This window comes from Stenotrophomonas ginsengisoli (assembly GCF_001431485.1).
Taxonomy (GTDB): Bacteria; Pseudomonadota; Gammaproteobacteria; order Xanthomonadales; family Xanthomonadaceae; genus Stenotrophomonas; species Stenotrophomonas ginsengisoli.
On record NZ_LDJM01000002.1, the window covers coordinates 40,466 to 63,105 of the forward strand.

The window sequence follows — 22,640 nt, forward strand, 5'->3', positions numbered from 1 at the left end:
ACCAACGGCGCCATCAGGCGCCGTTGTTATGTGGGGGATCGGGAAGGCATCGCGGCGAGCGCCGCTCCCACAAAAGCATCCCGGCTTGGACCTCTCCTACAAAAGCATCGCGGCCAGGGCCGCTCCTACAAACAGCGCTGGTCTGTTTGGGCTGGGCTGGCCATTGCCGATCCAGCGGTAGGAGCGCATCCGGGCGCGACCGCTTGAGGCCATGAACACCAACGGCGCCAGAAGGCGCCGTTGGTGTGTTTGGCTATCGGCAAGGCATCGCGGCGAGCGCCGCTCCCACAAAAGCATCGCGGCCTGGGCCCCTCCTAGAAAAGCCATCGCGGACGGGGCCGCTCCCCCAGGCTGGGGCTAACACCAAGCCAGGTCTCAACCCAGGCCGAGTTCCTTGAGCACGGCGTCGGTGGAGCCGCCGATGGCATCCAGGGCGGGGTTGATGCGGCCGGGTTCGTTGGCGAACTTGATCGGGATGCCCAGGTGCTTGCCGCCGTCCGGGTCGGTCCAGACCATCTCGCGGGCGGCGGTGTGCGGATCATTGAAGGCTTCGGTCAATGTCTTGACCGGTGCCCAGCACACATCCAGGCCGTGCAGGAACAGGCTCCATTCGCTCAGGGTGCGGCGGATGAAGGTATTGGCGAGGAATTCCTTGACCGGGTTCTGCACCGGGCCGGGCGGCTGGTGGCACAGGTGGATCAGGTCCGGGCGGCCAAGAGCGCCGAGCAGGTTCTCGGCAAACTTGTGTTCCGAGCCACCAATGGCCAGCCAGCGGCCATCGCTGCACTGGTACAGGCGGTACATGGCATTGCCACCCCAGCTGCGCTCGTCCTGGATGACCGGGTCACGGCCATTGGCAAACGGCGGGCCGACTACATTGGGCAGCCAGCTCATCAGCGCGTCCTGCATCGAGATGTCGATGAAGTCGCCGGCACCGGTCTTTTCCCGGCGCAGCAGGGCCATCAGGATGCCGCTCATGGCCATCAGCGAGCCGGCCATGTCGGCCACCGGCATGTGCGGCATGGCCGGGGTGCCGTCCGGGGCGCGGTTGAGGCTGACCACACCGGTGTCGGCCTGCATGGCCAGGTCGTGTGCGGGGCGGTTGACCTTGGGCCCGGTCTGGCCGAAGGCGCTGATCGAGCAGTACACCACGCGCGGGTTGATGGCCTGGCAGCTGGCGTAATCAATGCCCAGACGCTTGGCCACGCCGGGGCGGAAGGCCTCCACCACCACATCGGCCCATTCCACCAGCTTGGCAAACGCGGTCTTGCCGGCCTCGCTCTTCAGGTCCAGCACGATGCAGCGCTTGCCACGGTGGGTATTGCGGAACCAGGTGGCGACGCCCGCCTGCTTCAGGCCAACCTCGCGCACCGGCTCGCCGGTGGGCGGCTCGATCTTGATCACATCGGCGCCGTGGTCGGCCATCACCATGGTCAGGTGCGGGCCGGGCAGGAACAGCGACAGGTCCAGGACGCGGACGCCTTCCAGCTTCATGCCAGCTCTCCCAGCAGGCGCACGATGGCGGCATCGTCATAGCCCAGCTCGGCCAGCAGCTCCTGGGCATCGGCATTGAGCGGCGGGCAGGCTGCGCCAGTGAGGCGCTGGCCATCCAGCTTGACCGGGTTGCACAGCACGCGCTGCGGGCCCTGCGGGTGGTCGATGGTCTGCACCATGCCCACGCGCTCCACGTACGGGTTGTCCAGCGCGGCGGCCACGTCCAGGATCGGCGCCACCGGAATCTTGCCGGCAAACACCTCCATCCACTGCGCGGTGGTGCGGGTGGACAGCACCGCGTCCACCAGCGGGGTCAGCTCCAGGCGCGATTCACGACGGGCGGCAAAGTTGGCAAAGCGGGCCTCGCCTGCCCACTCCGGCGAGCCGATGCCGGCGATGAAGGTCTGCCAGAACTTCTCCAGCATGCACATCACCATGATCCAGCCATCGGCGGTGCGGTAGACCTGGCACGGCACGGTGGACGGATGCGCGCTGCGCTCCAGGCGCTCGGTGCGGTGGCCGTTGTTGAGGTACCAGGTGGCCGGGTAGCTGAGCTGGTGCAGGGCCACGTCGAACAGACTCACGTCCACATCGCGGCCGATGCCGGTGCGCATCGCACCGACCACGCCGGCCAGCAGGGCCATGGACATGGTGGTGCCGGTCATGAAGTCGACCATGGACAGGCCGAAGCGCGCCGGCGGTGCATCCGGCTCACCGGTCAGGGCCATGAAGCCGGCTTCGGCCTGCATCAGGTAGTCATAGCCCGGCCAGGCCGCACGCTCGTTGTCACGACCGTATGCGGACAGGTGCGCGCAGACGATCTTCGGGTTGATCCTGGACAGGGTGGCGTAATCCAGGCCGAGCTTTTCCGGCTGGTCACCACGCAGGTTGTTGAGCACGGCATCGGCGGTGCCGATCAGCTTTTCAAACACCTCACGGCCTTCGGCGGCCTTCAAGTCCAGGCGCAGCGAGCGCTTGTTGAGGTTGAAGGTCTGGAAGAACAGGCTGTCGCCCTGGCCCAGGAAATACGGGCCGGTGGAGCGCGACACATCGCCGCCCGGCGGCGATTCAATCTTGATCACCTCCGCGCCGAGGTCAGCCAGGTGCATCGAGCCATAGGGGCCGGCGCCGTATTGTTCCACGGCAACGATGCGCAGGCCCTTGAGCGGAAGGTCTTTCATGATTCATCCCAATACTGAAAATAAAAACGCTGCGGCAACCCGCAAGGGCCACCGCAGCGAGAGACACGCGACGGTGGCGCGGATCAGATCTTGTTGCGGGCAACCAGCTGCTTGGCAATGATGATGCGCTGCATCTCGTTGGTGCCTTCGCCGATGCACATCAGCATCGCATCGCGGTAGAAGCGCTCGATGTCATATTCCACCGAGTAGCTGTAGCCGCCGAAGATACGCATGCCTTCCTGGGCGCAGAACACGCCGGTTTCGGTGGCAAAGTACTTGGCCATGCCCGCTTCCATGTCGCAACGCTCGCCCTTGTCATAGGCATTGGCGGCGCTTTCGATCAGCAGCTTGGAGGCCTCGACCTTGGCCGCCATTTCACCCAGCTTGAGCTGGATGGCCTGGTGCTCGGCAATCGGCTTGCCGAAGGTCATGCGCTCCTGGGCGTAGCGCACCGCCAGGCGCAGCGCGCCTTCGGCGATGCCACAACCACGGGCGGCGACGTTGATACGGCCCAGTTCCAGGCCACCGACGGCATGCAGGAAGCCCTTGCCTTCTTCGCCGCCGAGCACGCAGTCGGCCGGCACCTTGTAGTTCTCGAACACCAGCTCGCAGGTGTCGATGGCGCGGTAACCGGCCTTCTTCATCTTCTTGGCGACGATGAAGCCTTCGCTCTTTTCGGCGATGAACATGGTCATGCCCTTGTGGCGCGGCTGCGCCTCCGGGTCGGTCTTGGCCAGCAACAGGATCATGTCGCCGTACATCGAGTTGGTGATCCAGGTCTTGGCGCCGTTGATGACGTAATGGTCACCCTCGCGCTTGGCCACGGTGCGGATCGCCTGCAGGTCGGTGCCGGCATTGGGCTCGGTCAGGCCCAGGCCACCACGCAGCTCACCGGTGGCCATGCGCGGCAGGTACTTGCGCTTCTGCTCTTCGGTACCGCAACGCTCGATGGCCGCAGCCATGATCAGGTGCGAGTTGAAGATGCCCGACGGCGCCATCCACACCGAAGCGACCTTGACCACGATCTTGGCGTAGATGCGCGCCGGCAGGCCCAGGCCGCCGTATTCGGGCGAGATGGTGGCACCGAACAGGCCAAGGTCCTTCATCTCCTCGACCAGCTGATGCGGGTACTTGTCTTCCTGGTCGTACTCCTGGGCAATCGGGGCAACCGACTTTTCCACCCAGTTGTCGATGGCGTCGAGCAGGGTCTGCTCTTCTTCCGGGCCCCACATCAGATCCATTTCGGTGCTCATCGCCATATTCCTCAGTAGTTGACCTTGTCTTCGACCGAGTGGCCGATCTTGGCAATCAGCATGGTGCGGGTGAAGGTGCACACCAGCTTGCCGTCCTGGTTGTAGCCATCGGTCTGCACGGTGACGATGCCGGCGCCCGGACGCGAAGCCGACTCACGCTTGCCCAGCACCTTGGATTCGCACATCAGGGTGTCGCCGACAAACAGCGGGAAGGTCATCTTGATGTCGCCCCAGCCCAGGTTGGCAATGGCCTTCTGCGACACGTCGGTCACGCTCATGCCCACCATCAGGGCCACGGTGAACGGCGAGCAGACGATGCACTTGCCGAATTCCGATTCCTTTGCGTACTCCTTGTCGAAGTGCATCGGATGGGTGTTCATGGTCAGCAGGGTGAACCAGGTGTTGTCGGTTTCGGTGATCGAACGGCCCGGGCGGTGCTCGTAGATGTCACCGACATTGAACTCTTCGTAGTGACGACCGAAGGTCTCACGGAAACGGTTTTCAGCGATCTGCTTGACGTTCTGAACCATGGGAGGTGTCCTTTTTCGTTCGGTTTGTGCTGGCTTGCGGGCGCAGCTTGGTCAAAGAGGGGCAATGCCCCATGTTCAATGCAGCGATAAAGCGGTCAGTCCTGGCGCAGGCCGTGCAGCCCCAGGGCAATGGCACGTTCGGCAGCAATTTCGATCGGGCGGTCCACCAGCTTGCCGTCCACCGCCACCGCGCCACCGCCGTTGTCGGCCATGGCCGCGACCACGCGGCGGGCATAATCCAGCTCGTTGGCGGTAGGCAGGTAACGGCTCTGGATGGTGTCCACCTGGGCCGGGTGGATCGCCGCCTTGGCGGTGAAGCCCAGGGCGATCACGCGGTCGGTTTCCTCACGCAGGCCGGCCTCGTCCTTGATGTCCAGGTACGGCACGTCCATGCAGCCGACATTGGCCTCGGCAGCGATGGTGGCCAGCTGCACGCGCGGGTGGAAGAAACTCTCCCAGCCGGCGCGGCCACGCAGGGCCACGATGTAGTCGAAGCCGCCAAACATCAGGGCCTGCACGCGGCCGCTGGCGGCCACGATCTGGCGCGCATCCAGCAGGCCCTTGGGGGTTTCGATCTGCACGATGAAGCCGGTGTCGATCGCGGCCAGGGCTGCATCGGCGGCAGCCAGTTCAGCCGCGCTTTCCACCTTGGGCAGCATCACGAAGGCCGGACGCACACCGGCCGCGGCCAGGGCGGCCAGGTCGGCCTTGCCCAGCTCGCTGCTGACCGGGTTCACGCGCAGGCCGATCTCGTTGCCGCCGGCCTGGGCCTGGGCAAGAAATTCGATCACCGCGGCGCGGGCCGTTTCCTTGTCGCCCGGGGCAACCGCGTCTTCCAGGTCAATGCAGACTTGGTCGGCACCGGTGGCCACGGCCTTGGCGAAACGCTCCGGGCGCGAACCCGGAACGAACAGCAGGCAACGGCGCGGGTTGCTCAGCGGCGTGCTCACTTGGCAGCCACCTGGGCGGCAAAGTGCTCGGCAATCTGGCGGCGGGTGGCATACCAGGTACCCGGCTTGGTCGCCACGTACTGCAGGAACTTCTCGAAGGCACCGATGCGGCCCGGGCGGCCGATGATGCGCAGGTGCAGGCCCAGCGACATCACCTTCGGGCTGTGCTCGCCTTCGGCGTACAGGGTGTCGAAGGAATCAACGGCGTAGTCCAGCCAGTCCTTGGGCAGGTAGGACGGGGCCACCCACATCTTCATGTCGTTGGTGTCCAGCTGGTACGGCACCACGATCATCGGCTTGTCGCTGCCTTCCACCTCACCCCAGAACGGGGCATCGGCCGAGTAGTCGTCCATGTGGTAGAGGTAGCCCTCTTCCTGCAGCAGGCGACGGGTGTCGGCGGTGTGCAGGTAGCGCGAGAGCCAGCCGACCGGACGCTGGCCGGTGGTCGCCTCGATGCTGTCGGCCGCATCACGGATGAACTGGCGCTCCTGCTCCTGGTTGAAGCGGAACTGGTGGATCCAGCGGTGGCCGTGCGAGCAGACCTCGTGGCGGTTGTCGCGCAGGTAGGCGGCAATCTCCGGGGCACGTTCCAGCGACACCGCCGCTGCGGTGTAGGTGCTGGTGACGTTGTACTTGTCCAGCAGGGCGGCAATGCGGGCATGGCCTTCGTTGATGCCGTAGCGGTAGTTGGACTCGTTGCCGTAGTTGCGCACCGGCTTGGACAGGGTGACGTGCAGCTCGTCCACCGGCTCGGTGATCTTGTCACCCTGGCCGACGTTGTACTCGGACAGCTCCTCGACATTGACCACCACCGACAGGGCGAGGCGGGCATTGTTGGGCCAGGAATAGGCGGGCTTGCTCATGGGACGATCTCGAATGGGGGTGGGGCGAGGTCAGTGGTTTTCTTCACCGCCGGAGACGTTGATCGCCTCGCCGGTTATGTAGACCGCATCGTCGGAACACAAAAAGGCGGTGGCCGCGGCGGTATCGCCCGGCAGGCCCGGGCGACCCAGCGGAATGCGCGCGCGCATGTCGGCCAGGTACTGGTCCACGCTCTTGCCCTGCTTGGCAGCGAAGTATTCGTTCTGCCAGGCGCCCAGGCCGGTGGTGACATGGTTGGGGCAGACGGCATTGACGTTGATGCCGTGGCCGCCCAGCTCCAGCGCAGCAACCCGGGTCAGGCCGACCAGGCCGTGCTTGGAGGAGCAGTAGGCCGCCGCGTGCGGGAAGGCCGACTTGGCCGCCTGCGAGGCGATGTTGACGATGCGCCCGCTGCCCTGGGCAATCATCTGCCGGCCGGCGTGCTTGATGGTCAGGAACGGGCCGCGCAGGTTGACCCCGAGCACCGCATCCCACTCGCTGGCCTCGATATCGACAATGCCCTTCATCAGGTAACCGATGCCGGCGTTGTTGACCAGGATGTCCAGCGCACCGAACTTTTCCACCGTGGCGGCGACAACCGCCTGCACCTGGGCCTCGTCGAGCACATCCAGGGCCATGGCCACGCACTGGCCACCAGTAGCGGCAGCCAGCTCGGCGGCCACCTGGGCCATTTCCTCATCGGTGCCCACGGCGGTGACCGGCATTTCGGCACCACGCGCCTGGCCGATGTCGGTGAGCACCACGTTGCAGCCTTCTTCGAGCAGGCGGCGGGCAATGCCCTCGCCCAGGCCACCACGACGACCGGCACCGGTGATCAGTGCAACCTTGCCCTTGAGTTCGGGAAAACGTGCCATTGGACGAAAGTTTCCTTGTGCGATTACAGGGCGCTGGTGAGGATGAACAGCGGGTTGTCGGCGAACTGCTGGAACTGTGCTGCGCCGGCCTGGGCAGCCGGGTCGGACAGGTCGGCGCCGAAGGCGGCCATGTCCGGCACGCGGATGATTTCGACGTACTGGTAGGGCGAGGCGCCCTCACCGATCAGCAGGCCCGAGGCCTTGAGCACTTCGAACTTTTCCACCGAAGGCAGGCCGTTGACCACCGGCAGGTCGCTGTCGCGCACCCAGGCTTCGTACTGGGCGACATCCACGCCAGCCTTGAGATTGAACAGCACGATGACGGTCTGCATGACTTCCTCCGGGATTGAATACTGTGGCAAACTTTGTCCGGACAAAGTGTAGGCATGCCTTCCCGCCCCGGTCAACGCCGGAAACGGAAAATCCCCCCACGGGCATGTCGTGCTTCCGTGGTTCCTTGCGAGGTATGAAAGATGAAGCGTTACTACCCGTGGTTGATGGCGTTGATGGGGATGTTGGTGCTGTTGGTTTCCAACGGCCTGACCGTGACCGGGCTGACCGCCTTTGACGAGTCACTGCTCGCCGAATTCGGCTGGAGTCGCAGCGAGTTGAAACTGCGTGACCTGCTCACCCTGGTGCTGGCCGGTTGGATGGCACCGTTCCTGGGGGCACTGATCGACCGCATCGGCCCACGCAAGCTGGTGCTGGCCGGCGTCGCCCTGCTGGCTGCCCTGTATGCGGCGTATGCCCACGTGCAGTCGCTCACCCACCTGTATCTGATCCATATCGGCTTTGCTGCCGTACTGGTCGCCGCCGGCCTCAACGTAGCGGTGATCTTCATCTCCCAGTGGTTCCACACCCACCGCGGCACCGCCATCGGCATTGCGCTGATCGGCACCTCCCTGGGGGGCATGGTGTTTCCCAAACTGGGGGTGAAACTGCTCGAATCCATGGACTGGCGTGCGGCCCTGCTGTGGGAAACCGCCATCCCGGTGGCCTTCCTGCTGCTGGCCTTTGCCTTCATGCGCAGTCCGCAGGCTCTGGGCATGACCCCGTGGGGCGCGGAAAAGGCCGCGGCGGCAACGGCCGCCATCCCCGAAGCCGAGCGCCACACCGACCTGTCTTATACCCAGGCCATGCGCACCCGCACCTTCTGGGCGTTGGCCGTGGTGGCCATGGCCACCTTCTTCTCGATCATCGCCGCCTCCTCCAACCTGTTCCTGCACATGCGCGACCTGGGATTTGAACCGGCCCAGGCCGGCAACGGTCTGGGTGTGATGTTCGGCCTGGCCATGGTGGGCAAGTTCGCCTTCGGCCTGCTGGCCGACATCTTTCCGCCCAAGCGGGTGTTCCTGCTCAACCTGGCCCTGATGACCGCCGGTGGTTTCATCATGGCCACCATGCGTGTGGACCTGATCTGGTACGCCCTGATCCTGTTCGGTCTGGGCTGGGGCGGCCTGTACACGATGATCCAGCTGCTGGCGGTCAATGCCTTTGGCTTGAGCTCGGCCGGCAAGATCCTGGGCACCATCACCCTGCTTGATGCCACCACTGCCGGTCTGGGCGTGTGGCTGGCTGCCAAGATCTCGGACATGACCGGCAGCTATGCGCCGGCTTTCCAGCTGATCAGTGGCCTGCTGGTGCTGGCCCTGCTTGTCGCAACACTGGTGCGCAACGAACGCACCGCCACTGCCTGATTCCCACCTTGCCGCCAGACGGAGAACTCCCCATGCCTGTAATGGAAACGTCCAACCTGACCGCCCGCCAGTACTGGGACCAGGTCCGTGCCAACCCCAACCGCGCCAAGTTCGGCTTCGGCAAGCGCCCGGCCATCGTCAACATCGATGTCCAGCGCGCCTACACCGACCTGGATGCCTTCAAGACCGCCTACGAGACCGACCCGCGCCAGATCGAGCACATCAATGCCCTCTCGGGCCTGGTGCGTGACCTCGGCGGCCCGGTGGTGTGGACCTATGTGGCCTACCTGGAATCGGGCATCGATGCCGGCACCTGGGGCACCCGCACCAACACCCCCGATTCGCTGCAGAACATCAAGCACGGCTCCGAGCGCGCCCAGTTCGACCCGCGTGCCGACATCCAGCCGGCCGACATCGTCATGCACAAGCGCATGGCCAGCCCGTTCTTCGAGACCAACCTGTGGTCGCTGCTGACCTTCCAGCAGGTGGACACGCTGATCATCACCGGCGGCTCGACCTCCGGCTGCGTGCGCGCCTGCGTGATCGACAGCCTGTCGCGCGGCTACCGCTCCATCGTTCCGGAGCAGTGCGTGGCCGACAAGCACGAGATCCCGCACTTCGCCAACCTCGCCGACATCATGCTCAAGTACGGCGATGTGGAATCGGTGGATTACGTGGCCGACCAGCTCAAGGCCCTGCGCGCATGAGTACCCCGACCAAGGCCGACCCGGGCCTGTACGACTACCTGCCGTGGGACAGCCGGCCCAAGATCACCTGGCCGGGCAATGCCCGCGTGGCCCTGTGGATCGCGCCGAACATCGAGTTCTACGAATACGCCCCGCCGGCCAACCCGCACCGCAAGGCCTGGCCGCGCCCGCTGCCGGATATCCTCGGCTACGGCACCCGTGACTACGGCAACCGTGTCGGCCACCAGCGCATGATGCGGGTGCTGGACCAGTACGGCCTGCGCGGCTCGGTCTCCCTGTCCACCGCCCTGCTGCAGCACCATCCCGAAGTGATCGCGATGGCCGCCGAGCGCAACTGGGAATTCTTCAGCCACGGCATCTACAACACCCGCTACACCTATGGCCTGGACCAGGCCCAGGAGCGGGAGATGATCCAGCTGTCGATGGACCTGATCAAGCAGCACACCGGCCAGCACTGCGATGGCTACCTGGCCCCGGCCCTGTCGCATTCGCCGGACACCATCGACCTGTTCGCCGAATGCGGTGGCAACTACACCTGCGACCTGTTCCACGACGACCAGCCGACCCCGGTGATCACCCGCTCGGGCAAGAAGTTCGTGTCCGTGCCGTATTCGCTGGAGCTCAACGACACCATCGTCTACGTCACCAACAAGATCGAGCCGCGCCGCTACGGGCAGATGATCAAGGACGCCTTCGACCGCCTGTACGCCGAAGGCGAGCACTCCGGCACGGTGATGTGCGTGCCGCTGCATGCCTACCAGGTCAGCCACCCGCACCGCCTGGCCGCCTTCCAGGACGCCATGGACTACATCTGCAGCCATGACGGGGTGTGGAAGGCCACCGGCCGCGAGATCGCCCAGCACTATCTGGACAACCATTACGACGCCGCCCTGGCCGCCCAGGCAGCGGTGCGCGCCGAGGAGGCGGTATGAGCCAAGACGCGACAAACCAGGACCCGCGCCTGGACGCTTACCCGAAGATCGGCCACGGCATGGACCAGGACCGCTACACTTGGTCGATGCTGGCCGAACGTGCCCCGGTGCAGTGGCCCGGCGGCAAGCCGCTGGCGCTGTGGATCAACCTGTCGCTGGAGCACTTCCCGCTCAACCCCAAGGGTGAGGGCTTCAAGCCGCACGGCTCGATGACCATGCCCTACCCGGACCTGCGCCATTACACCCTGCGCGATTACGGCAACCGCGTCGGCGTGTTCCGCGTGCTCGACGCCCTCAAGGCCACCGGCCTGCAGGCCAGCCTGGCCATCAACGGCGAGCTGGCCGTGCGTTACCCGGCCCTGCTGCGCCGCCTGGGCGCCACCGGCTTCGAGTTCCTGGCCCATGGCTGGAACATGGACAGCGTGCACTACGGCGGGCTGGATGCCGCGCGCGAGGCCGGCTTCATTGCCGACACCCTGGCCGCATTGGCCCCGTACGCGCCGGCGCCGATCAGCGGCTGGCTCAGCCCTGCCCGCTCGCAATCGGAAAACACGCCCGAATTGCTGGCCGCCGCCGGGCTGTCGTGGTTCGGTGACTGGGTCAACGACGAGCTGCCCTACGCATTCAGCACCGCCAATGGCGAGCTGACCAGCCTGCCGCTGTCGCTGGAACTGGAAGACCGCTTCATCGTCGGCGAAAATCTGCACGCCGAAAGCGAGTATGCCGACCAGGTCATCGATGCCTGCGACTTCCTGCTGGAAGAAGCCCAACGCACCGGTGCCGGCCGCCTGCTGGCCCTGAACATCCACCCCTGGGTGATGGGCCAGCCGCACCGGATCAAGCACCTGGAACGGGTGCTGGCATACTTGGCGGCACGATCGCAGCTGATCTACAACGCTGCCCCCTCGCAGATCATCGCCGCAACGCGCTGACCCTGCCCCCACAGGCAATGCCGCCCTTTCCCGGGGCGGCCCACCCAACGAGCAACGCACTGCATGAACACTGAAGCCAACAATGCCCTGCCGCCGCGCGAAGCGATGGAATTTGACGTCGTCATTGTCGGTGGCGGCCCCGCCGGCCTGGCCACCGCCATCCGTCTGCGCCAGCTGGCCGTGGAAAAGGGCAATGAACTCAGCGTCTGCGTGCTGGAAAAGGGTTCCGAAGCCGGTGCCCACATCCTGTCCGGCGCGATCATGGACCCCAAGGCCCTGACCGAACTGTTCCCGGACTGGCAGAGCATGGGCGCACCGCTGAAGCAGGCCGTCACCAAGGATGAATTCCTGTTCCTGAGCGAAACCGGGGCCAAGTCCACCCCCGAAGCCCTGCTGCCGGAATGCTTCCACAACCACGGCAACTACATCGTTTCCCTGGGCGAAGTGACCCGCTGGCTGGCCCAGCAGGCCGAGGCACTGGAAGTGGCCATCTTCCCCGGCTTTGCCGCTGCTGAAGTGCTGTACTCCGCCGAAGGCGCGGTGATGGGCGTGGCCACCGGCGACATGGGCATCCTCAAGGATGGCAGCCAGGGCCCGAACTTCGAGCGCGGCATGGAGCTGCACGCCAAGTACACCATCTTCGCCGAAGGCTCGCGGGGCCACCTCGGCCGCCAGCTCATCAGCAAGTTCAAGCTGGACGAAGGCCGTGACCCGCAGTCCTACGGCATCGGCATCAAGGAGCTGTGGCAGGCCGACCCGGCCACCCACCAGCCGGGCCTGGTGGTGCACGCCGCCGGCTGGCCGCTGGACAGCGACACCTACGGCGGCTCGTTCCTGTACCACGCCGAGGGCGGCAAGATCGCCGTCGGCTTTGTGGTCGGCCTGGACTACAAGAACCCGTGGCTGAGCCCGTTCGAGGAATTCCAGCGCTTCAAGACCCACCCCGCCATTGCCAAGCACCTGGCCGGTGGCAAGCGCATTGCCTACGGCGCCCGCGCGATTACCGCCGGCGGCATCCTGTCCCTGCCCAAGACCGTGTTCCCGGGCGGCGCCCTGGTCGGCTGCGAGGCCGGTTACCTCAATGCCAGCCGCATCAAGGGCAGCCATGCCGCGATCAAGACCGGCATGCTCGCTGCCGAGGCCGCCTTCGAGGCCCTGGCCGCCGGCCGCAGCCATGACGAACTGGCCGCCTACCCGGAGGCCTTCGAGAAGAGCTGGCTGCATACCGAGCTGCTGCAGGCCAAGAACTTCAAGCAGTGGTTCAAGAAGGGCCGCACCGTGGCCACCCTGATGACCGGCATCGAGCAGTGGCTGCTGCCCAAGCTGGGCATCCGCAACGCACCGTGGACCATCCACCGCACCGTGGCCGACCACCAGTGCCTGGAGCCGGCGGCCAAGCACCAGAAGATCAACTACCCCAAGCCGGACGGCGTGCTCACCTTCGACCGCCTCAGCTCGGTGTTCCTGTCCTCGACCAACCACGACGAGCACCAGCCTTCGCACCTGACGTTGAAGGACGCCAGCATCCCGGTCAGCGTCAACCTGGCCACCTATGCCGGCCCGGAAGCGCGTTACTGCCCGGCCGGTGTGTACGAGTTCGTCGGTGAGGGCAGCGATACCCGCCTGCAGATCAACGCGCAGAACTGCGTGCACTGCAAGACCTGCGACATCAAGGACCCGACCCAGAACATCGTCTGGGTTACCCCGCAGGGTGGTGGTGGTCCAAACTATTCGGCGATGTAACGACAGACCCATTTTCGTAGTACGCAACCGTAGGAGTCACGATGAGCATTGCAAGCCCCGGTGCGCGCTTCCGCGTCGCACTGAAGGAAGAAAGCCCGCTGCAAATCCCGGGCACGATCAACGCCAACCATGCGCTGTTGGCCAAGCGTGCCGGCTTCCGCGCCATCTACCTGTCCGGTGGCGGCGTTGCCGCTGGCTCGCTGGGCCTGCCGGATCTGGGCATCCTGACCATGGATGACGTGCTCACCGACATCCGCCGCATCACCGATGTCTGCGACCTGCCGCTGATCTCGGACATCGACACCGGCTTCGGCCCGTCGGCGTTCAACATCGGCCGCACCATCAAGTCGCTGATCAAGGCCGGCGCGGCCGGTTGCCACATCGAAGACCAGGTCGGCGCCAAGCGCTGCGGCCACCGCCCGAACAAGGAAGTGGTGTCCATCGGCGAGATGGCCGACCGCGTCAAGGCGGCCGCCGATGCCAAGACCGACCCGGACTTCTTCCTGATCGCCCGTACCGACGCCATCGCCGTGCACGGCGTGGATGCGGCCATCGAGCGCGCCATTGCCTGCGTGGAAGCCGGTGCCGACGCCATCTTCGCCGAGGCCTCCTACGACCTGGAGACCTACCAGCGCTTCCGTGACGCGATCAAGGTGCCGCTGCTGGCCAACCTGACCGAGTTCGGCCAGACCCCGCTGTTCTCCACCGAAGAGCTGGCCTCGGTCGGTGTGGACATGTGCATCTACCCGCTGTCGGCGTTCCGCGCCATGAACAAGGCCGCCGAGGCCGTGTTCACCGCGATCCGCCGCGACGGCCACCAGCGCAACGTGGTGGACACCATGCAGACCCGCATGGAGCTGTATGACCGCATCGGCTACCACGACTACGAAGCCCGTCTGGACAGCGTGTTCGCCGCCGCCAAGAAGTAAGCCGCAACACCCTGTGGGAGCGTCCCCGGCCGCGCCTGTCGCGCCCGGGTGCGCTCCCACAGTCATTTCAGGCACCAGCCAGGCACCCGCCAGCCGGGATCACTGCCGCACCTCGCTCTCACCTCAAACTGTAGTCCTGCCCAAGACACAAGCGGCCCAGGCCGCGATTGCGGCACCGGCACTGGCACTGGCACTGGCCCTGCCTGATCGCAGGCACGACAATGAGGCATCCGGCTGCCGCCACAGGCCGCCACCTTGTTTGCCACGACGTCGATCCCGCCATGCCCCACTTCCGCCCTGCCCGCGCCCTTGCCTGCATCGTGCTGGCGGCCACTGTACTGAGCGCCTGCCAGCGCAACAGCGAACCGGAGGACCCGGCCCTGCGCGCCCAGCGTCTGGCCTTCGAGGTCTGCGCCTACTGCCATTCCAGCACCCCGGGCGGCATGCACAAGGTCGGGCCGAACCTGTACGGCGTATTCGGGCGCGAGGCCGCCAGTGCGCCGGGCTATGACTATTCCACCGCCTTGCGCGAATCGGACCTGGTCTGGGACGAAGGCACCCTGGAAGCCTTCCTGCGCAGCCCGTCCAGCGTGGTCCCCGGCAGCAAGATGGTCAACGCCACCGTGGACCCGGCGCGCCGCGCCGCGGTGATCGAGTACCTGAAATCACAGGCGCAACCGGCGCACACGCCGTAAGCACCGGCGCGGTGCATGCGCACTTACATGCGCATGCCGGCAGATGCCGCCTGCTGTGGGTTGTCACGCTCCTGCTGGCGCTGCGCCTCCTGCTGCTGGTTGATGTTCTCCAGCGCCTTCCAAGAGCTTTCCACCGGCACTGACAGCGCCTCGGCCGTATTGACCTGCAGACGCATGCGCAGCGCATCATCGGCATTGCCCTGCACCAGGAACACGTGCTGGCCAGCCGGGCCGGCTGCGCTGTCGCGGCTGAGCATCACATGGTCAACCCGCTCCATGCCGTTGGCCTTGGCCACGGTGAGAAGGCTGGCGGTCATCCGCTCGCTGGTGGCGTCGTAGCTGCGGCCAAGGCCGGCATCCATCTGCTCGACCTTCTGCCGGATTTGCTGATGCAGGGCGTGATCAGGATGACCGGGCATATCCGGGGTCAGCGGCCGCTCCGGTGTCGCCGTGGCCGCCACTTGTCCGGGTACCGGGCCGATAGTCACTTGCTGCCGTGCGAAGCGTGCATTGAGCGCCTCGTCACGCGGCTCGGCGTTGTTGGGGTCGGCCACCTTGTCGACCATGTGCTTGGGCACCAGTCGCTCGATGTAACCACCTTCACTCTGCCGGTCCACCTTGCTGCCCATCTGGTAAAGCAGCATGCCCTCCTCGGAACGGTGGATCACGTTCATGCGTGGATCCTGGCTTTCCTCGCGTTTTTCCAGGAACGGCTGGTTGCTCAGGCCGTTGAGGTAATCGGTCATCAGGTTGGCACTGCGCGCGCCCAGGCCATCGCGGTGGTAACTGCCGCCGACATCCGAATGCGCCCCCGGCACGGTGACCGCCAGCAGACGGCCATCAGCGGTCATGCCTGGGTCGATGATGTGGGTGGCCTTGAACGTGCCACGGCGCTCGTCCTCGGAAATGATCTGGAAGCCGGAAATCACCGATGGCGGCAGCCGCCGGTCCTTGTCGTTGACCGGCACCCCGGTGCCTACCGGGTCATACAGTGCCACCGCCTGGGCAATGCTGCCCGGCGCCTGCAACGGCGGCTGCGTGTAGGTGACTCCGATGATTTGATTGTTGCGGTCACGCTGATAAACAGCGCCGTCAGGATCCTGGATGCCACGCTCATGTACCAATCGAGTGAAGCCTGCTGCCTGTTCGGCACCACGACTGAAGCCTGTGGACGCCACCGTGATCACCGCATCCGGGTTTTCTTCTTTCCACTTGGCCGCCTGCTCGATGAACTGTGCATACATTTCTTCCAAGCGCTGGTCGTAGGTGTGACCACGCGCACCATCCCAGATACGAGCCGACCAACTGCCCTGGGTGCCAGGGCCAGCAACGTAACCAGAGACGATGCTGTAATCACCTTCGGCATTCCTCGCCCGGATCGCATGGTGCGTGTGTGCCACATTGGTGGCGTGTTCCGGGTCATTGAACGCATCATTGCCGGTGCCATCGAAGCTGGCCACAAACATGCGTGAAGCAGGGTTGTGCGCATCGTGCAGTACAGGTGTCTGTATCTTCGACAAGCTGTCACGGGCAACTGCAAATTTCTGCATATCCTGCGCGGTGGCCGGGTAATGGGAGACCCCGTCGCCTAGGACGCCATCAGCTTCAAGCTTGTGCTTTTCCTTCCCTGGACCGCCGCCCATATCCGCCTCCGGACTCAGTAGTGGTACTCAGCCACCAAAAAAAGGTCACTTCGGTTGCGCGTATACCGATTACCCGGAACTCGCTCTGTACGGATGGAGATGCGTGCGCGCTGGTATACCCGTACCGTCCTGTCATCTACCTCAAGATGGATTTCCGGGTCTGTACTGATACCTTGCGGATAGATCCCTGCCGCCAGGTCATCATCAGGCACCTGGTGCAAGGTCAGACCATCGGAAAAAATTCTGGAAAAATCGATTTCTGCGCTGTGCTCTTCGCCATCGAGCGAGGTCCAGCGCAACTTCGCCGGCCCCGGCCAGTTGTCTACCCCGATATACCCGGCCAGTGGCCAGCGTTCACGCGGAACCGAATCGACATAAGACGGGGAACGGACACGTCGGTACTGACTGGAGAAAAATCCATCGCCGTTGTATTCCACATAAAACGTCAACGTGTCATAGACATGCACATCGAATTTATGTTTCACAAAGCGCAACGGCAGTTGGTTGCCGTCCACCACACGCGGGCGGGTATCCATCTGCAGGCGGTCGGCCACCAGGCCGGCGGTGTGCGGGGTAGCTTCCATGGCAGTGGCGCATCCAATCAAGGGAACAACAAGGGTCAACAGCATCAAGGCGGGTAGCCGCATGGTCTTCGCGCTGGCATAGGGGCCGTGGCTGCAGTGTAAGGCCTATACGACGCACGCTTGCAAGCCGGCAAGTTGTGATCAAGGCCATTGCGTGACCACCATCACCGATGGAAGTCACTGGCCGCTGCGGAATACCGGCCCCGCTTGCTCAGTACTGGTATTCAGCCACCAGAAAAAGATCACTTCGATTGCGTGTGTAACGGTTACCTGGCACCTGCTCAGTACGAGTCGACATCCGGGCGCGCTGGTATACGCGCACCGTACGGTTGTCCACCTCAAGATGGATTTCCGGGTCTGTACTGATGCCTTGGCGGTACATGCCTGCAGGCAGCTCGTTGTCCGGCACGGCATGCAAGGTCAACCCATCGGCAAAGATGCGGGGAAAATCGATTTCTGCCGTGTGCTCTACACCATCCAAGGATGTCCAGCGTAGCTTCACCGGGCCGGGCCAGTTGGCTACAGACGAATACCCCGCAGTCGGCCAGCGCTCACGCGGAATGGAATCTGCATAAGACGGCGAACGGGTGTTGCGGTAGTTGCTGGCGAAAAACCCATCCCCGTTGTATTCCACATAAAACGCCAGTGTGTCGTAGACATGCACCGCAAAGTCATGGCGGACAAAGCGCAACGGCAGCGGGTTGCCGTCCACCACACGCGGGCGGGTATCCATCTGCAGGCGGTCGGCCACCAGGCCGGATGCTTGCAGGCTGGCAGGCATCGCGGTGGCGCAGCCTGCCAGCAAAGCGACAACAAGCAACAGCATCGACGTGTGCAATCGCATGGCCATCCTGCCTGCGTGAAAATTCCATCCGGAGTATAGGCAGCATGGCAGCGTGCGCCGGCTGCGCAGGAAAAGACTGCGACGGCGCTCACGCTCAGCCACGGCAATCGACCGGCAAACACCATGGCGTACCTGCATTTCATGCTGCACTGCACTGACACCTTGCAGCTTTAGTTGGCTGGTTCTTCCTGCTATTGATTGTCCGTACAAACCACGGCATACCGGCCGTGCAAGGCGGAGACACGGCAATGCAGGATGTGCGTTGGATGTTGTTGCAATGCCCCGGGCCAGCGCAGGCCAGTAGCTGGCACCGGCCCCGACCGGCAGCAGCGATTGCGCTGCTGCAGGCACAGCCCGGATGGGCCTGCCGATGAGCCTGGCTTTTTCGCGTTACACCATTTTCTGCCGTGACCTGGCCGCCTCGCTGGCGTTCTACCGCGACACCCTGGGCCTGGTCATCGTCGAGGAAAAGACCCTGTCCGGGCCGATGGCCGGCGGCCTGTTGCAGCTGCCTGCCTGCACCATGCGTATCGCCCTGCTTGCCGCCGACAGCGACGGCCCGGTGATCGTCGGCCTGTTTCAAATCAGCGATACGCCGCTGCAGCAGCTGCAGCCACCACTGGGACAACCGGCCCACGGGCAGTCGGCCCTGGTGCTGGCCACCGACCGTTTCGATGCCCTGCACGCGGCCCTGGTCCAGGGCGGTTACCGCTTCCTGACCCCGCCTCTGGCCTATCCCAAGCCCAATGCCAGCGCACGTACGCCGGCCGGCCTGTACCGCGAAATGATCGTGTATGACCCGGACAACATCCCGGTCAGCCTGATGCAGATCGACCCTTTGCCCAGCAGCGTTGCACAACCCGGAGCTGATGTATGAGTGGTGTTGCCCGTTCGATCACCGGCACGATTGCCTATACCTCCAACCAGGCCCACCGCCTCGGTGCCGAGCGTGGCCGCGAAAGCTTCCGCATGGACATCCACCGCGACGGTTCACGCGTGCTGGCCGCGCACAGCGAAATTGACGATGCCCCGGCCGTGGTGCGCGATGTCAACCTGCGTGTGGATGCGGCCAACCTGCCCCGCGAGTGCTTTGTGCGCATCGCTGTGGGCGGCCGGTTCCGCGGTTCGGGCTGGTTCGCCTTCAACGCCCGCGAGGCACAGTGCGAATCCACCACCACGGTGGAAGGCCGGGTCAGCCAGCGCTATGCGCTGGACGCCCCGCTGCGCGCCTTCGGCAACCACGCCATCATCAACGACAGCTACGCCATGTCGCTGTATGACCTGAGCCAGGGCCCGGGCCGGCAGACCTTCTTCATGCTGCTGTCCTCGCCCGACCACCGCGGCGCCACCGGGCCGATGCTGTACCCGGTGCAGCTGTCCATCGAATATGTCGGCGAGCAGGACATCAGCGTGCTGGCCGGTACCTTCCGCGCCCGCCATTTCCGCATCCTGGATGTGGGCATGCCCGAGGAGCACCCCGAGTACGACCTGTGGGTCACTGCCGATGAGGATTACGTGCTGCTGCGGGCCACGGTCACCGGCTACATGCAGACCGCCTACGAGCTGAGCAGCTACCACGTGCAGGAACACGCCTGATGCTGCTCACTGTCCTGCTGGTGGCGCATATCGCCGTGCTCGGCTACTGGCTCGGTTCGGAGCTGGTGATCAACAGCACCTACCGCTACGTCTCCTATGGCCGCCATGTGCCGTTTGCCGAGCGCAGCCGGCTGATGGAGCACGTCATGCACGTGGACCAGCACGTGCGTTACGCCCTGGTCCTGCAGGCCGGCCTGGGCTTCTCCCTGGCCACCGGTTACGGAATGATCCCCGGTGGAGAACCGCTGCTGTGGGCCATCGGCACCGCCACCGTGGCCTGGCTGGGCTTTGTCGAAGCGGTGCACCGCCTGCGCCACGGCGCCATCGGCAAGACCCTGGGCGCAATTGACCGGGGCTCGCGCTATGTGTTCATGGCCGCCCTGCTGGCCCTGGCCTGCGGCCTGCTCGGCGGTGCCTGGGAACTGCCGCTGTGGCTGCGCCTGAAGATCGGCCTGTTCGCCGGGGTGATGGCCTCGGGCGTGGGCATCCGTCTGGCCCTGATCAGCCACTTCCGCACCTGGGCAGTGATGGCCAGCGAAGGCCCCAGCGATACCAGCAACGCCATCATCGAACGCACCTATGTGCGCGCCACCGCCGTGCTGGTGCTGCTGTGGCTGTTCATTGCCGCCATCGTGGTGGTCAGCGTGTGGAAGCCGATGTGAGCGGGCACAACGCTGCTCTGGATGCCCTGGCCGGGCTGCTGGGCCAGCAGCACCTGCAGCGCGATGCCGACAGCCTGCAGCGCGCCGCCAGCGACTTGTATAGCAGCGGCGCCCTGCCGCTGGCGGTGGCCTGCCCGCAGCAGGTGGACCAGGTACCGGCGCTGGTGCAGCTGGCCAGCGCCCATGACCTGGCCCTGGTGCCGCGCGGTGGCGGCCTGAGCTACACCGGCGGCTATACCGGCATCGACGTGCCCTACCTGCTGGTGGACCTGTCGGCGCTGAACCGGATCGAGCACATCGATGCCGACGACATGTACGTGGTGGTGCAGGCCGGGGTCAGCTGGAAGCAGCTGTACGAGGCGCTGCAGCCGCTGGGCCTGCGCACGCCCTACTTCGGCACCTTTTCCGGGGCCGGGGCCAGCATCGGTGGCGGCCTCAGCCATGGCGCGCTGTTTTTCGGCAGCGCCCGCTATGGCAGTGCCGCCGACAACGTGTTGGCCCTGGAAGTGGCCACCGCCGATGGCCAGCTGCTGCATACCGGCCAATGGGCCTGGCAACAGCCGGCCGCACCGGTGTTCCGTGGCTATGGCCCGGACCCGACCGATCTGTTCCTGCATGACGGCGGCGCCTTCGGCATCAAGACCCGCGCCGCCCTGCGCCTGATCCGCACACCGGCACACAGCGCCCCGGCCAGTTTCGCCTTTGCCGATTTCGCCGCTGCGGGCCGCGCCTTGTCGGCCATCGCCCGCGAGGGCCTGGCCGAAGAGGCCTATGTGCTGGACCCGGCCGCGATGGCCATGAACCTGGAACGCGAGCGCTCGCTGCAGGCCGCGTTCAATGCCGCCCGCCATGTGTGTGCCGCCAGCCCCGGCGCGGTGGGCAAACTGCGTGCGCTGGCCTCCTTGGCCGCCGGTGGCCGCACGCCCGTGCCGGCCAATGCCTTCAGCCTGCACCTGATCGCCGCCGGCAACTGCCCTGCCGCCATTGCCCATGACCTGGGCCGTGCCCGCCGCCTGGCCCAGGCCCACGCTGGCGTGGCCATTGCCCCCAGCGTGCCGCGCATCGCCCGCGCCAACCCGTTCCCCGGGCTGGATGCGGTGCTCGGTGCCACGGGATCGCGCTGGGCGGCACTGAACTGCAAGCTGGCCCACTCCCAGGCACCGGCACTGATCACCGCCCACCAGGCGTTGATCGCCCGCCATGCCGATGCCCTGGCCGCCCATGGCGTACGCGTGACCTGGCTGTGTTCGGCCCTGTTCAACCACAGTTTCAGCTTCGAGGCGGTGTTCCATTGGCATGACCAGTGGCAGCCCACCCACGCCCCGCACCTGTCCGCCGAAGCCCGCGCCCGCCTGCGCGAGCCCGATGCCAACCCGCAGGCCCGCGCCCTGGTGGCCGAGCTGCGCCAACAGACCTGCGCCCTGTTCGCCTCGCTGGGCGCAGCCTCCAACCAGATCGGCCGCACCTACCCCTATCTGGACAACCTCGCCCCCGGCCCGCGCCAGTTGGTGCAGGACATCAAGCAACGCCTGGACCCGCAGCGGCGCATGAACCCCGGCGTGCTCGGCCTGTAGGCACGCACGCCCGGCTGCCACCCAGCCTGAGCGGCAGCGTTGACATGCTCGGTCACACCCTGGCTGTGACGGAATTGGTGGCGGCTACAAGACCGCCTTGGCGAAACGCAAATTCTTCCTCCCGACCGCGTCACTGCGCCTGCTGCATCGACTAGCGTCCAGTTGCCGGCCACCCGGCCAGCCAATGCAGCCGCCTCAGGCCGCACCACAGGGGGAAAGCATGCAGCCGTTACCGGTCCAGCCGTGTCCTGTTCTTGGCCATGCCCACTGCGGCGTCCCAGTACCACCCGGGTATGCCGGTATTACCCAGCAACACCGGCCCTCACCGCTGTCCGCCTGAACGTGTCTGCATCCCAGCCAAGGAGATGATCATGCGCAAGCGTTACGCCCCGTTGTTCCTGCTCGCCCTGCTGGCCCCGGCCAGTGCCATGGCCTTCAGTGTTTCCGGATCCGGCTACAACCATCAAACCGCTTACCAAAACGTGCTGCAGCAGATCAACAACCGCTGCCCGATGGGTGGCTACATCAGCAGCATCACCTACCACAGCATTGCCGGCGGGGTGATCGCCGTGGCCCAGGCGCAGTGCGGCAAGGGGCTTTCTCCTTCCGATCCCTGGAACTGAGTGGCCCACATCACTTGACCGCCCCCTGGCAATGGAGAGCACCACGATGAAAAAACGCTTGTATCGCAGCCTGGCCTGCCTGGCCGCATTGCTGCCTGGCATCGCACTGGCACAGGCCAACCTGTTCCCGGTGGTTGGCTACGGCCAGACCTCGCTTGAAGCGCGTCTGGACATGGTGGAGCAGGCACGCGCCATGTGCGGCAGCGACCGGCATGCCCACATCACCAACATCCAGATCGCTCCACAGCCCAGCGGCTACTACGAGGTATACGCCTGGGTCAGCTGCACCGGCGGCTGATAACCGCACCCCGTTGCATTCCGCCTTGCATACAACC

General features: G+C 65.2%; 24 protein-coding genes. 13 read left to right on the forward strand and 11 right to left on the reverse strand.

The genetic code is table 11. The features are described from left to right. Positions 1–375: 375 nt before the first annotated feature. The 8 genes from ABB30_RS00340 to ABB30_RS00375 all read right to left on the reverse strand — a co-directional run bounded on the left by ABB30_RS00340 (position 376) and on the right by ABB30_RS00375 (position 7,476). Entirely contained in the window at positions 376–1,494 is a 1,119-nt protein-coding gene (locus ABB30_RS00340; protein WP_057636252.1) for a CaiB/BaiF CoA transferase family protein, read from the reverse strand. Continuing rightward, positions 1,491–2,675 (reverse strand): CaiB/BaiF CoA transferase family protein, encoded by a 1,185-nt coding sequence (locus ABB30_RS00345; protein ID WP_057636253.1) that lies wholly within the window; start codon positions 2,673–2,675, stop codon positions 1,491–1,493. The genes ABB30_RS00340 and ABB30_RS00345 overlap by 4 nt, the downstream gene beginning before the upstream one ends. Before the next feature lie 83 nt (positions 2,676–2,758). Beyond that, positions 2,759–3,928, reverse strand: coding sequence for an acyl-CoA dehydrogenase family protein (locus ABB30_RS00350; RefSeq protein ID WP_211263424.1), 1,170 nt, complete (start codon positions 3,926–3,928; stop codon positions 2,759–2,761). Between the two features lie 11 nt (positions 3,929–3,939). Beyond that, entirely contained in the window at positions 3,940–4,458 is a 519-nt protein-coding gene (locus tag ABB30_RS00355; RefSeq protein WP_057636254.1) for a MaoC family dehydratase, read from the reverse strand. 95 nt (positions 4,459–4,553) lie between these two features. Next, on the reverse strand, positions 4,554–5,408 hold the full coding sequence (locus ABB30_RS00360; RefSeq protein ID WP_057636255.1) for an HpcH/HpaI aldolase/citrate lyase family protein: 855 nt from the start codon (positions 5,406–5,408) through the stop codon (positions 4,554–4,556). Continuing rightward, entirely contained in the window at positions 5,405–6,271 is an 867-nt protein-coding gene (locus ABB30_RS00365) for a polysaccharide deacetylase family protein (protein WP_057636256.1), read from the reverse strand. The genes ABB30_RS00360 and ABB30_RS00365 overlap by 4 nt, the downstream gene beginning before the upstream one ends. Before the next feature lie 30 nt (positions 6,272–6,301). Next, on the reverse strand, positions 6,302–7,144 hold the full coding sequence (locus tag ABB30_RS00370; protein ID WP_057636257.1) for an SDR family NAD(P)-dependent oxidoreductase: 843 nt from the start codon (positions 7,142–7,144) through the stop codon (positions 6,302–6,304). A gap of 23 nt (positions 7,145–7,167) precedes the next feature. Beyond that, a complete protein-coding gene (locus ABB30_RS00375; RefSeq protein WP_057636258.1) occupies positions 7,168–7,476 on the reverse strand; it encodes an REDY-like protein HapK in 309 nt (102 codons plus the stop codon). A 141-nt stretch (positions 7,477–7,617) separates the two neighbouring features. On the opposite strand from ABB30_RS00375, the gene ABB30_RS00380 reads away from it, so the two are divergent. From ABB30_RS00380 to ABB30_RS00410, 7 genes are all read left to right on the forward strand, one after another. Then, positions 7,618–8,841: an MFS transporter gene (locus tag ABB30_RS00380; RefSeq protein WP_057636259.1), complete on the forward strand. Its 1,224-nt coding sequence runs from the start codon at positions 7,618–7,620 to the stop codon at positions 8,839–8,841. Positions 8,842–8,873: 32 nt separating this feature from the next. Then, positions 8,874–9,548 (forward strand): isochorismatase family protein, encoded by a 675-nt coding sequence (locus tag ABB30_RS00385; RefSeq protein WP_211263425.1) that lies wholly within the window; start codon positions 8,874–8,876, stop codon positions 9,546–9,548. After that, a complete protein-coding gene (locus ABB30_RS00390) occupies positions 9,545–10,480 on the forward strand; it encodes a polysaccharide deacetylase family protein (protein ID WP_057636261.1) in 936 nt (311 codons plus the stop codon). Before ABB30_RS00385 ends, ABB30_RS00390 begins: the two co-directional genes overlap by 4 nt. Then, the gene (locus ABB30_RS00395; protein ID WP_057636262.1) at positions 10,477–11,412 is read left to right on the forward strand and encodes a polysaccharide deacetylase family protein; all 936 of its coding nucleotides are present in this window, start codon (positions 10,477–10,479) and stop codon (positions 11,410–11,412) included. The genes ABB30_RS00390 and ABB30_RS00395 overlap by 4 nt, the downstream gene beginning before the upstream one ends. A gap of 63 nt (positions 11,413–11,475) precedes the next feature. Beyond that, the gene (locus ABB30_RS00400; RefSeq protein ID WP_057636263.1) at positions 11,476–13,155 is read left to right on the forward strand and encodes an electron transfer flavoprotein-ubiquinone oxidoreductase; all 1,680 of its coding nucleotides are present in this window, start codon (positions 11,476–11,478) and stop codon (positions 13,153–13,155) included. 41 nt (positions 13,156–13,196) lie between these two features. Beyond that, a complete protein-coding gene (prpB, locus tag ABB30_RS00405) occupies positions 13,197–14,084 on the forward strand; it encodes a methylisocitrate lyase (RefSeq protein ID WP_057636264.1) in 888 nt (295 codons plus the stop codon). Between the two features lie 281 nt (positions 14,085–14,365). After that, on the forward strand, positions 14,366–14,779 hold the full coding sequence (locus ABB30_RS00410) for a c-type cytochrome (RefSeq protein ID WP_083489593.1): 414 nt from the start codon (positions 14,366–14,368) through the stop codon (positions 14,777–14,779). A gap of 23 nt (positions 14,780–14,802) precedes the next feature. Here the strand turns inward: ABB30_RS00410 and ABB30_RS00415 are convergent, their stop codons facing one another. The 3 genes from ABB30_RS00415 to ABB30_RS00425 all read right to left on the reverse strand — a co-directional run bounded on the left by ABB30_RS00415 (position 14,803) and on the right by ABB30_RS00425 (position 17,856). Further along, positions 14,803–16,245 (reverse strand): T6SS phospholipase effector Tle1-like catalytic domain-containing protein, encoded by a 1,443-nt coding sequence (locus tag ABB30_RS00415; protein ID WP_057636265.1) that lies wholly within the window; start codon positions 16,243–16,245, stop codon positions 14,803–14,805. 191 nt (positions 16,246–16,436) lie between these two features. Further along, entirely contained in the window at positions 16,437–17,006 is a 570-nt protein-coding gene (locus ABB30_RS00420) for a hypothetical protein (protein WP_152980463.1), read from the reverse strand. Positions 17,007–17,217: 211 nt separating this feature from the next. After that, positions 17,218–17,856, reverse strand: a complete 639-nt coding sequence (locus ABB30_RS00425; RefSeq protein WP_161808799.1) for a hypothetical protein — start codon at positions 17,854–17,856, stop codon at positions 17,218–17,220. Between the two features lie 364 nt (positions 17,857–18,220). Between ABB30_RS00425 and ABB30_RS00430 the strand changes: the two genes are divergently transcribed. The 6 genes from ABB30_RS00430 (at position 18,221) to ABB30_RS00455 (ending at position 22,603) form a co-directional block, all read left to right on the forward strand. After that, entirely contained in the window at positions 18,221–18,727 is a 507-nt protein-coding gene (locus tag ABB30_RS00430) for a VOC family protein (protein WP_161808800.1), read from the forward strand. After that, a complete protein-coding gene (locus tag ABB30_RS00435; protein ID WP_057636269.1) occupies positions 18,724–19,446 on the forward strand; it encodes a DUF3108 domain-containing protein in 723 nt (240 codons plus the stop codon). Before ABB30_RS00430 ends, ABB30_RS00435 begins: the two co-directional genes overlap by 4 nt. Further along, positions 19,446–20,108: a hypothetical protein gene (locus tag ABB30_RS15990; RefSeq protein WP_057636270.1), complete on the forward strand. Its 663-nt coding sequence runs from the start codon at positions 19,446–19,448 to the stop codon at positions 20,106–20,108. The genes ABB30_RS00435 and ABB30_RS15990 overlap by 1 nt, the downstream gene beginning before the upstream one ends. Then, a complete protein-coding gene (locus ABB30_RS00445) occupies positions 20,105–21,682 on the forward strand; it encodes an FAD-binding oxidoreductase (RefSeq protein WP_152980465.1) in 1,578 nt (525 codons plus the stop codon). The genes ABB30_RS15990 and ABB30_RS00445 overlap by 4 nt, the downstream gene beginning before the upstream one ends. A gap of 371 nt (positions 21,683–22,053) precedes the next feature. Further along, entirely contained in the window at positions 22,054–22,305 is a 252-nt protein-coding gene (locus ABB30_RS00450; RefSeq protein ID WP_152980466.1) for a hypothetical protein, read from the forward strand. Between the two features lie 46 nt (positions 22,306–22,351). Then, the gene (locus tag ABB30_RS00455; protein WP_152980467.1) at positions 22,352–22,603 is read left to right on the forward strand and encodes a hypothetical protein; all 252 of its coding nucleotides are present in this window, start codon (positions 22,352–22,354) and stop codon (positions 22,601–22,603) included. The last annotated feature ends 37 nt before the right edge of the window (positions 22,604–22,640 follow it).

Excerpts from the sequence above, each read along its gene's own strand:
- ABB30_RS00340 (WP_057636252.1), bottom strand. The coding sequence starts at position 1,494 with ATGAAGCTGGAAGGCGTCCGCGTCCTGGACCTGTCGCTGTTCCTGCCC.
- ABB30_RS00345 (WP_057636253.1), bottom strand. The coding sequence starts at position 2,675 with ATGAAAGACCTTCCGCTCAAGGGCCTGCGCATCGTTGCCGTGGAACAA.
- ABB30_RS00350 (WP_211263424.1), bottom strand. The coding sequence starts at position 3,928 with ATGAGCACCGAAATGGATCTGATGTGGGGCCCGGAAGAAGAGCAGACC.
- ABB30_RS00355 (WP_057636254.1), bottom strand. The coding sequence starts at position 4,458 with ATGGTTCAGAACGTCAAGCAGATCGCTGAAAACCGTTTCCGTGAGACC.
- ABB30_RS00365 (WP_057636256.1), bottom strand. The coding sequence starts at position 6,271 with ATGAGCAAGCCCGCCTATTCCTGGCCCAACAATGCCCGCCTCGCCCTG.
- ABB30_RS00370 (WP_057636257.1), bottom strand. The coding sequence starts at position 7,144 with ATGGCACGTTTTCCCGAACTCAAGGGCAAGGTTGCACTGATCACCGGT.
- ABB30_RS00375 (WP_057636258.1), bottom strand. The coding sequence starts at position 7,476 with ATGCAGACCGTCATCGTGCTGTTCAATCTCAAGGCTGGCGTGGATGTC.
- ABB30_RS00380 (WP_057636259.1), top strand. The coding sequence starts at position 7,618 with ATGAAGCGTTACTACCCGTGGTTGATGGCGTTGATGGGGATGTTGGTG.
- ABB30_RS00385 (WP_211263425.1), top strand. The coding sequence starts at position 8,874 with ATGCCTGTAATGGAAACGTCCAACCTGACCGCCCGCCAGTACTGGGAC.
- ABB30_RS00390 (WP_057636261.1), top strand. The coding sequence starts at position 9,545 with ATGAGTACCCCGACCAAGGCCGACCCGGGCCTGTACGACTACCTGCCG.
- ABB30_RS00395 (WP_057636262.1), top strand. The coding sequence starts at position 10,477 with ATGAGCCAAGACGCGACAAACCAGGACCCGCGCCTGGACGCTTACCCG.
- ABB30_RS00400 (WP_057636263.1), top strand. The coding sequence starts at position 11,476 with ATGAACACTGAAGCCAACAATGCCCTGCCGCCGCGCGAAGCGATGGAA.
- prpB (WP_057636264.1), top strand. The coding sequence starts at position 13,197 with ATGAGCATTGCAAGCCCCGGTGCGCGCTTCCGCGTCGCACTGAAGGAA.
- ABB30_RS00410 (WP_083489593.1), top strand. The coding sequence starts at position 14,366 with ATGCCCCACTTCCGCCCTGCCCGCGCCCTTGCCTGCATCGTGCTGGCG.
- ABB30_RS00415 (WP_057636265.1), bottom strand. The coding sequence starts at position 16,245 with ATGTTTGTGGCCAGCTTCGATGGCACCGGCAATGATGCGTTCAATGAC.
- ABB30_RS00420 (WP_152980463.1), bottom strand. The coding sequence starts at position 17,006 with ATGGAAGCTACCCCGCACACCGCCGGCCTGGTGGCCGACCGCCTGCAG.
- ABB30_RS00425 (WP_161808799.1), bottom strand. The coding sequence starts at position 17,856 with ATGGCCATGCGATTGCACACGTCGATGCTGTTGCTTGTTGTCGCTTTG.
- ABB30_RS00430 (WP_161808800.1), top strand. The coding sequence starts at position 18,221 with ATGAGCCTGGCTTTTTCGCGTTACACCATTTTCTGCCGTGACCTGGCC.
- ABB30_RS00435 (WP_057636269.1), top strand. The coding sequence starts at position 18,724 with ATGAGTGGTGTTGCCCGTTCGATCACCGGCACGATTGCCTATACCTCC.
- ABB30_RS15990 (WP_057636270.1), top strand. The coding sequence starts at position 19,446 with ATGCTGCTCACTGTCCTGCTGGTGGCGCATATCGCCGTGCTCGGCTAC.
- ABB30_RS00450 (WP_152980466.1), top strand. The coding sequence starts at position 22,054 with ATGCGCAAGCGTTACGCCCCGTTGTTCCTGCTCGCCCTGCTGGCCCCG.
- ABB30_RS00455 (WP_152980467.1), top strand. The coding sequence starts at position 22,352 with ATGAAAAAACGCTTGTATCGCAGCCTGGCCTGCCTGGCCGCATTGCTG.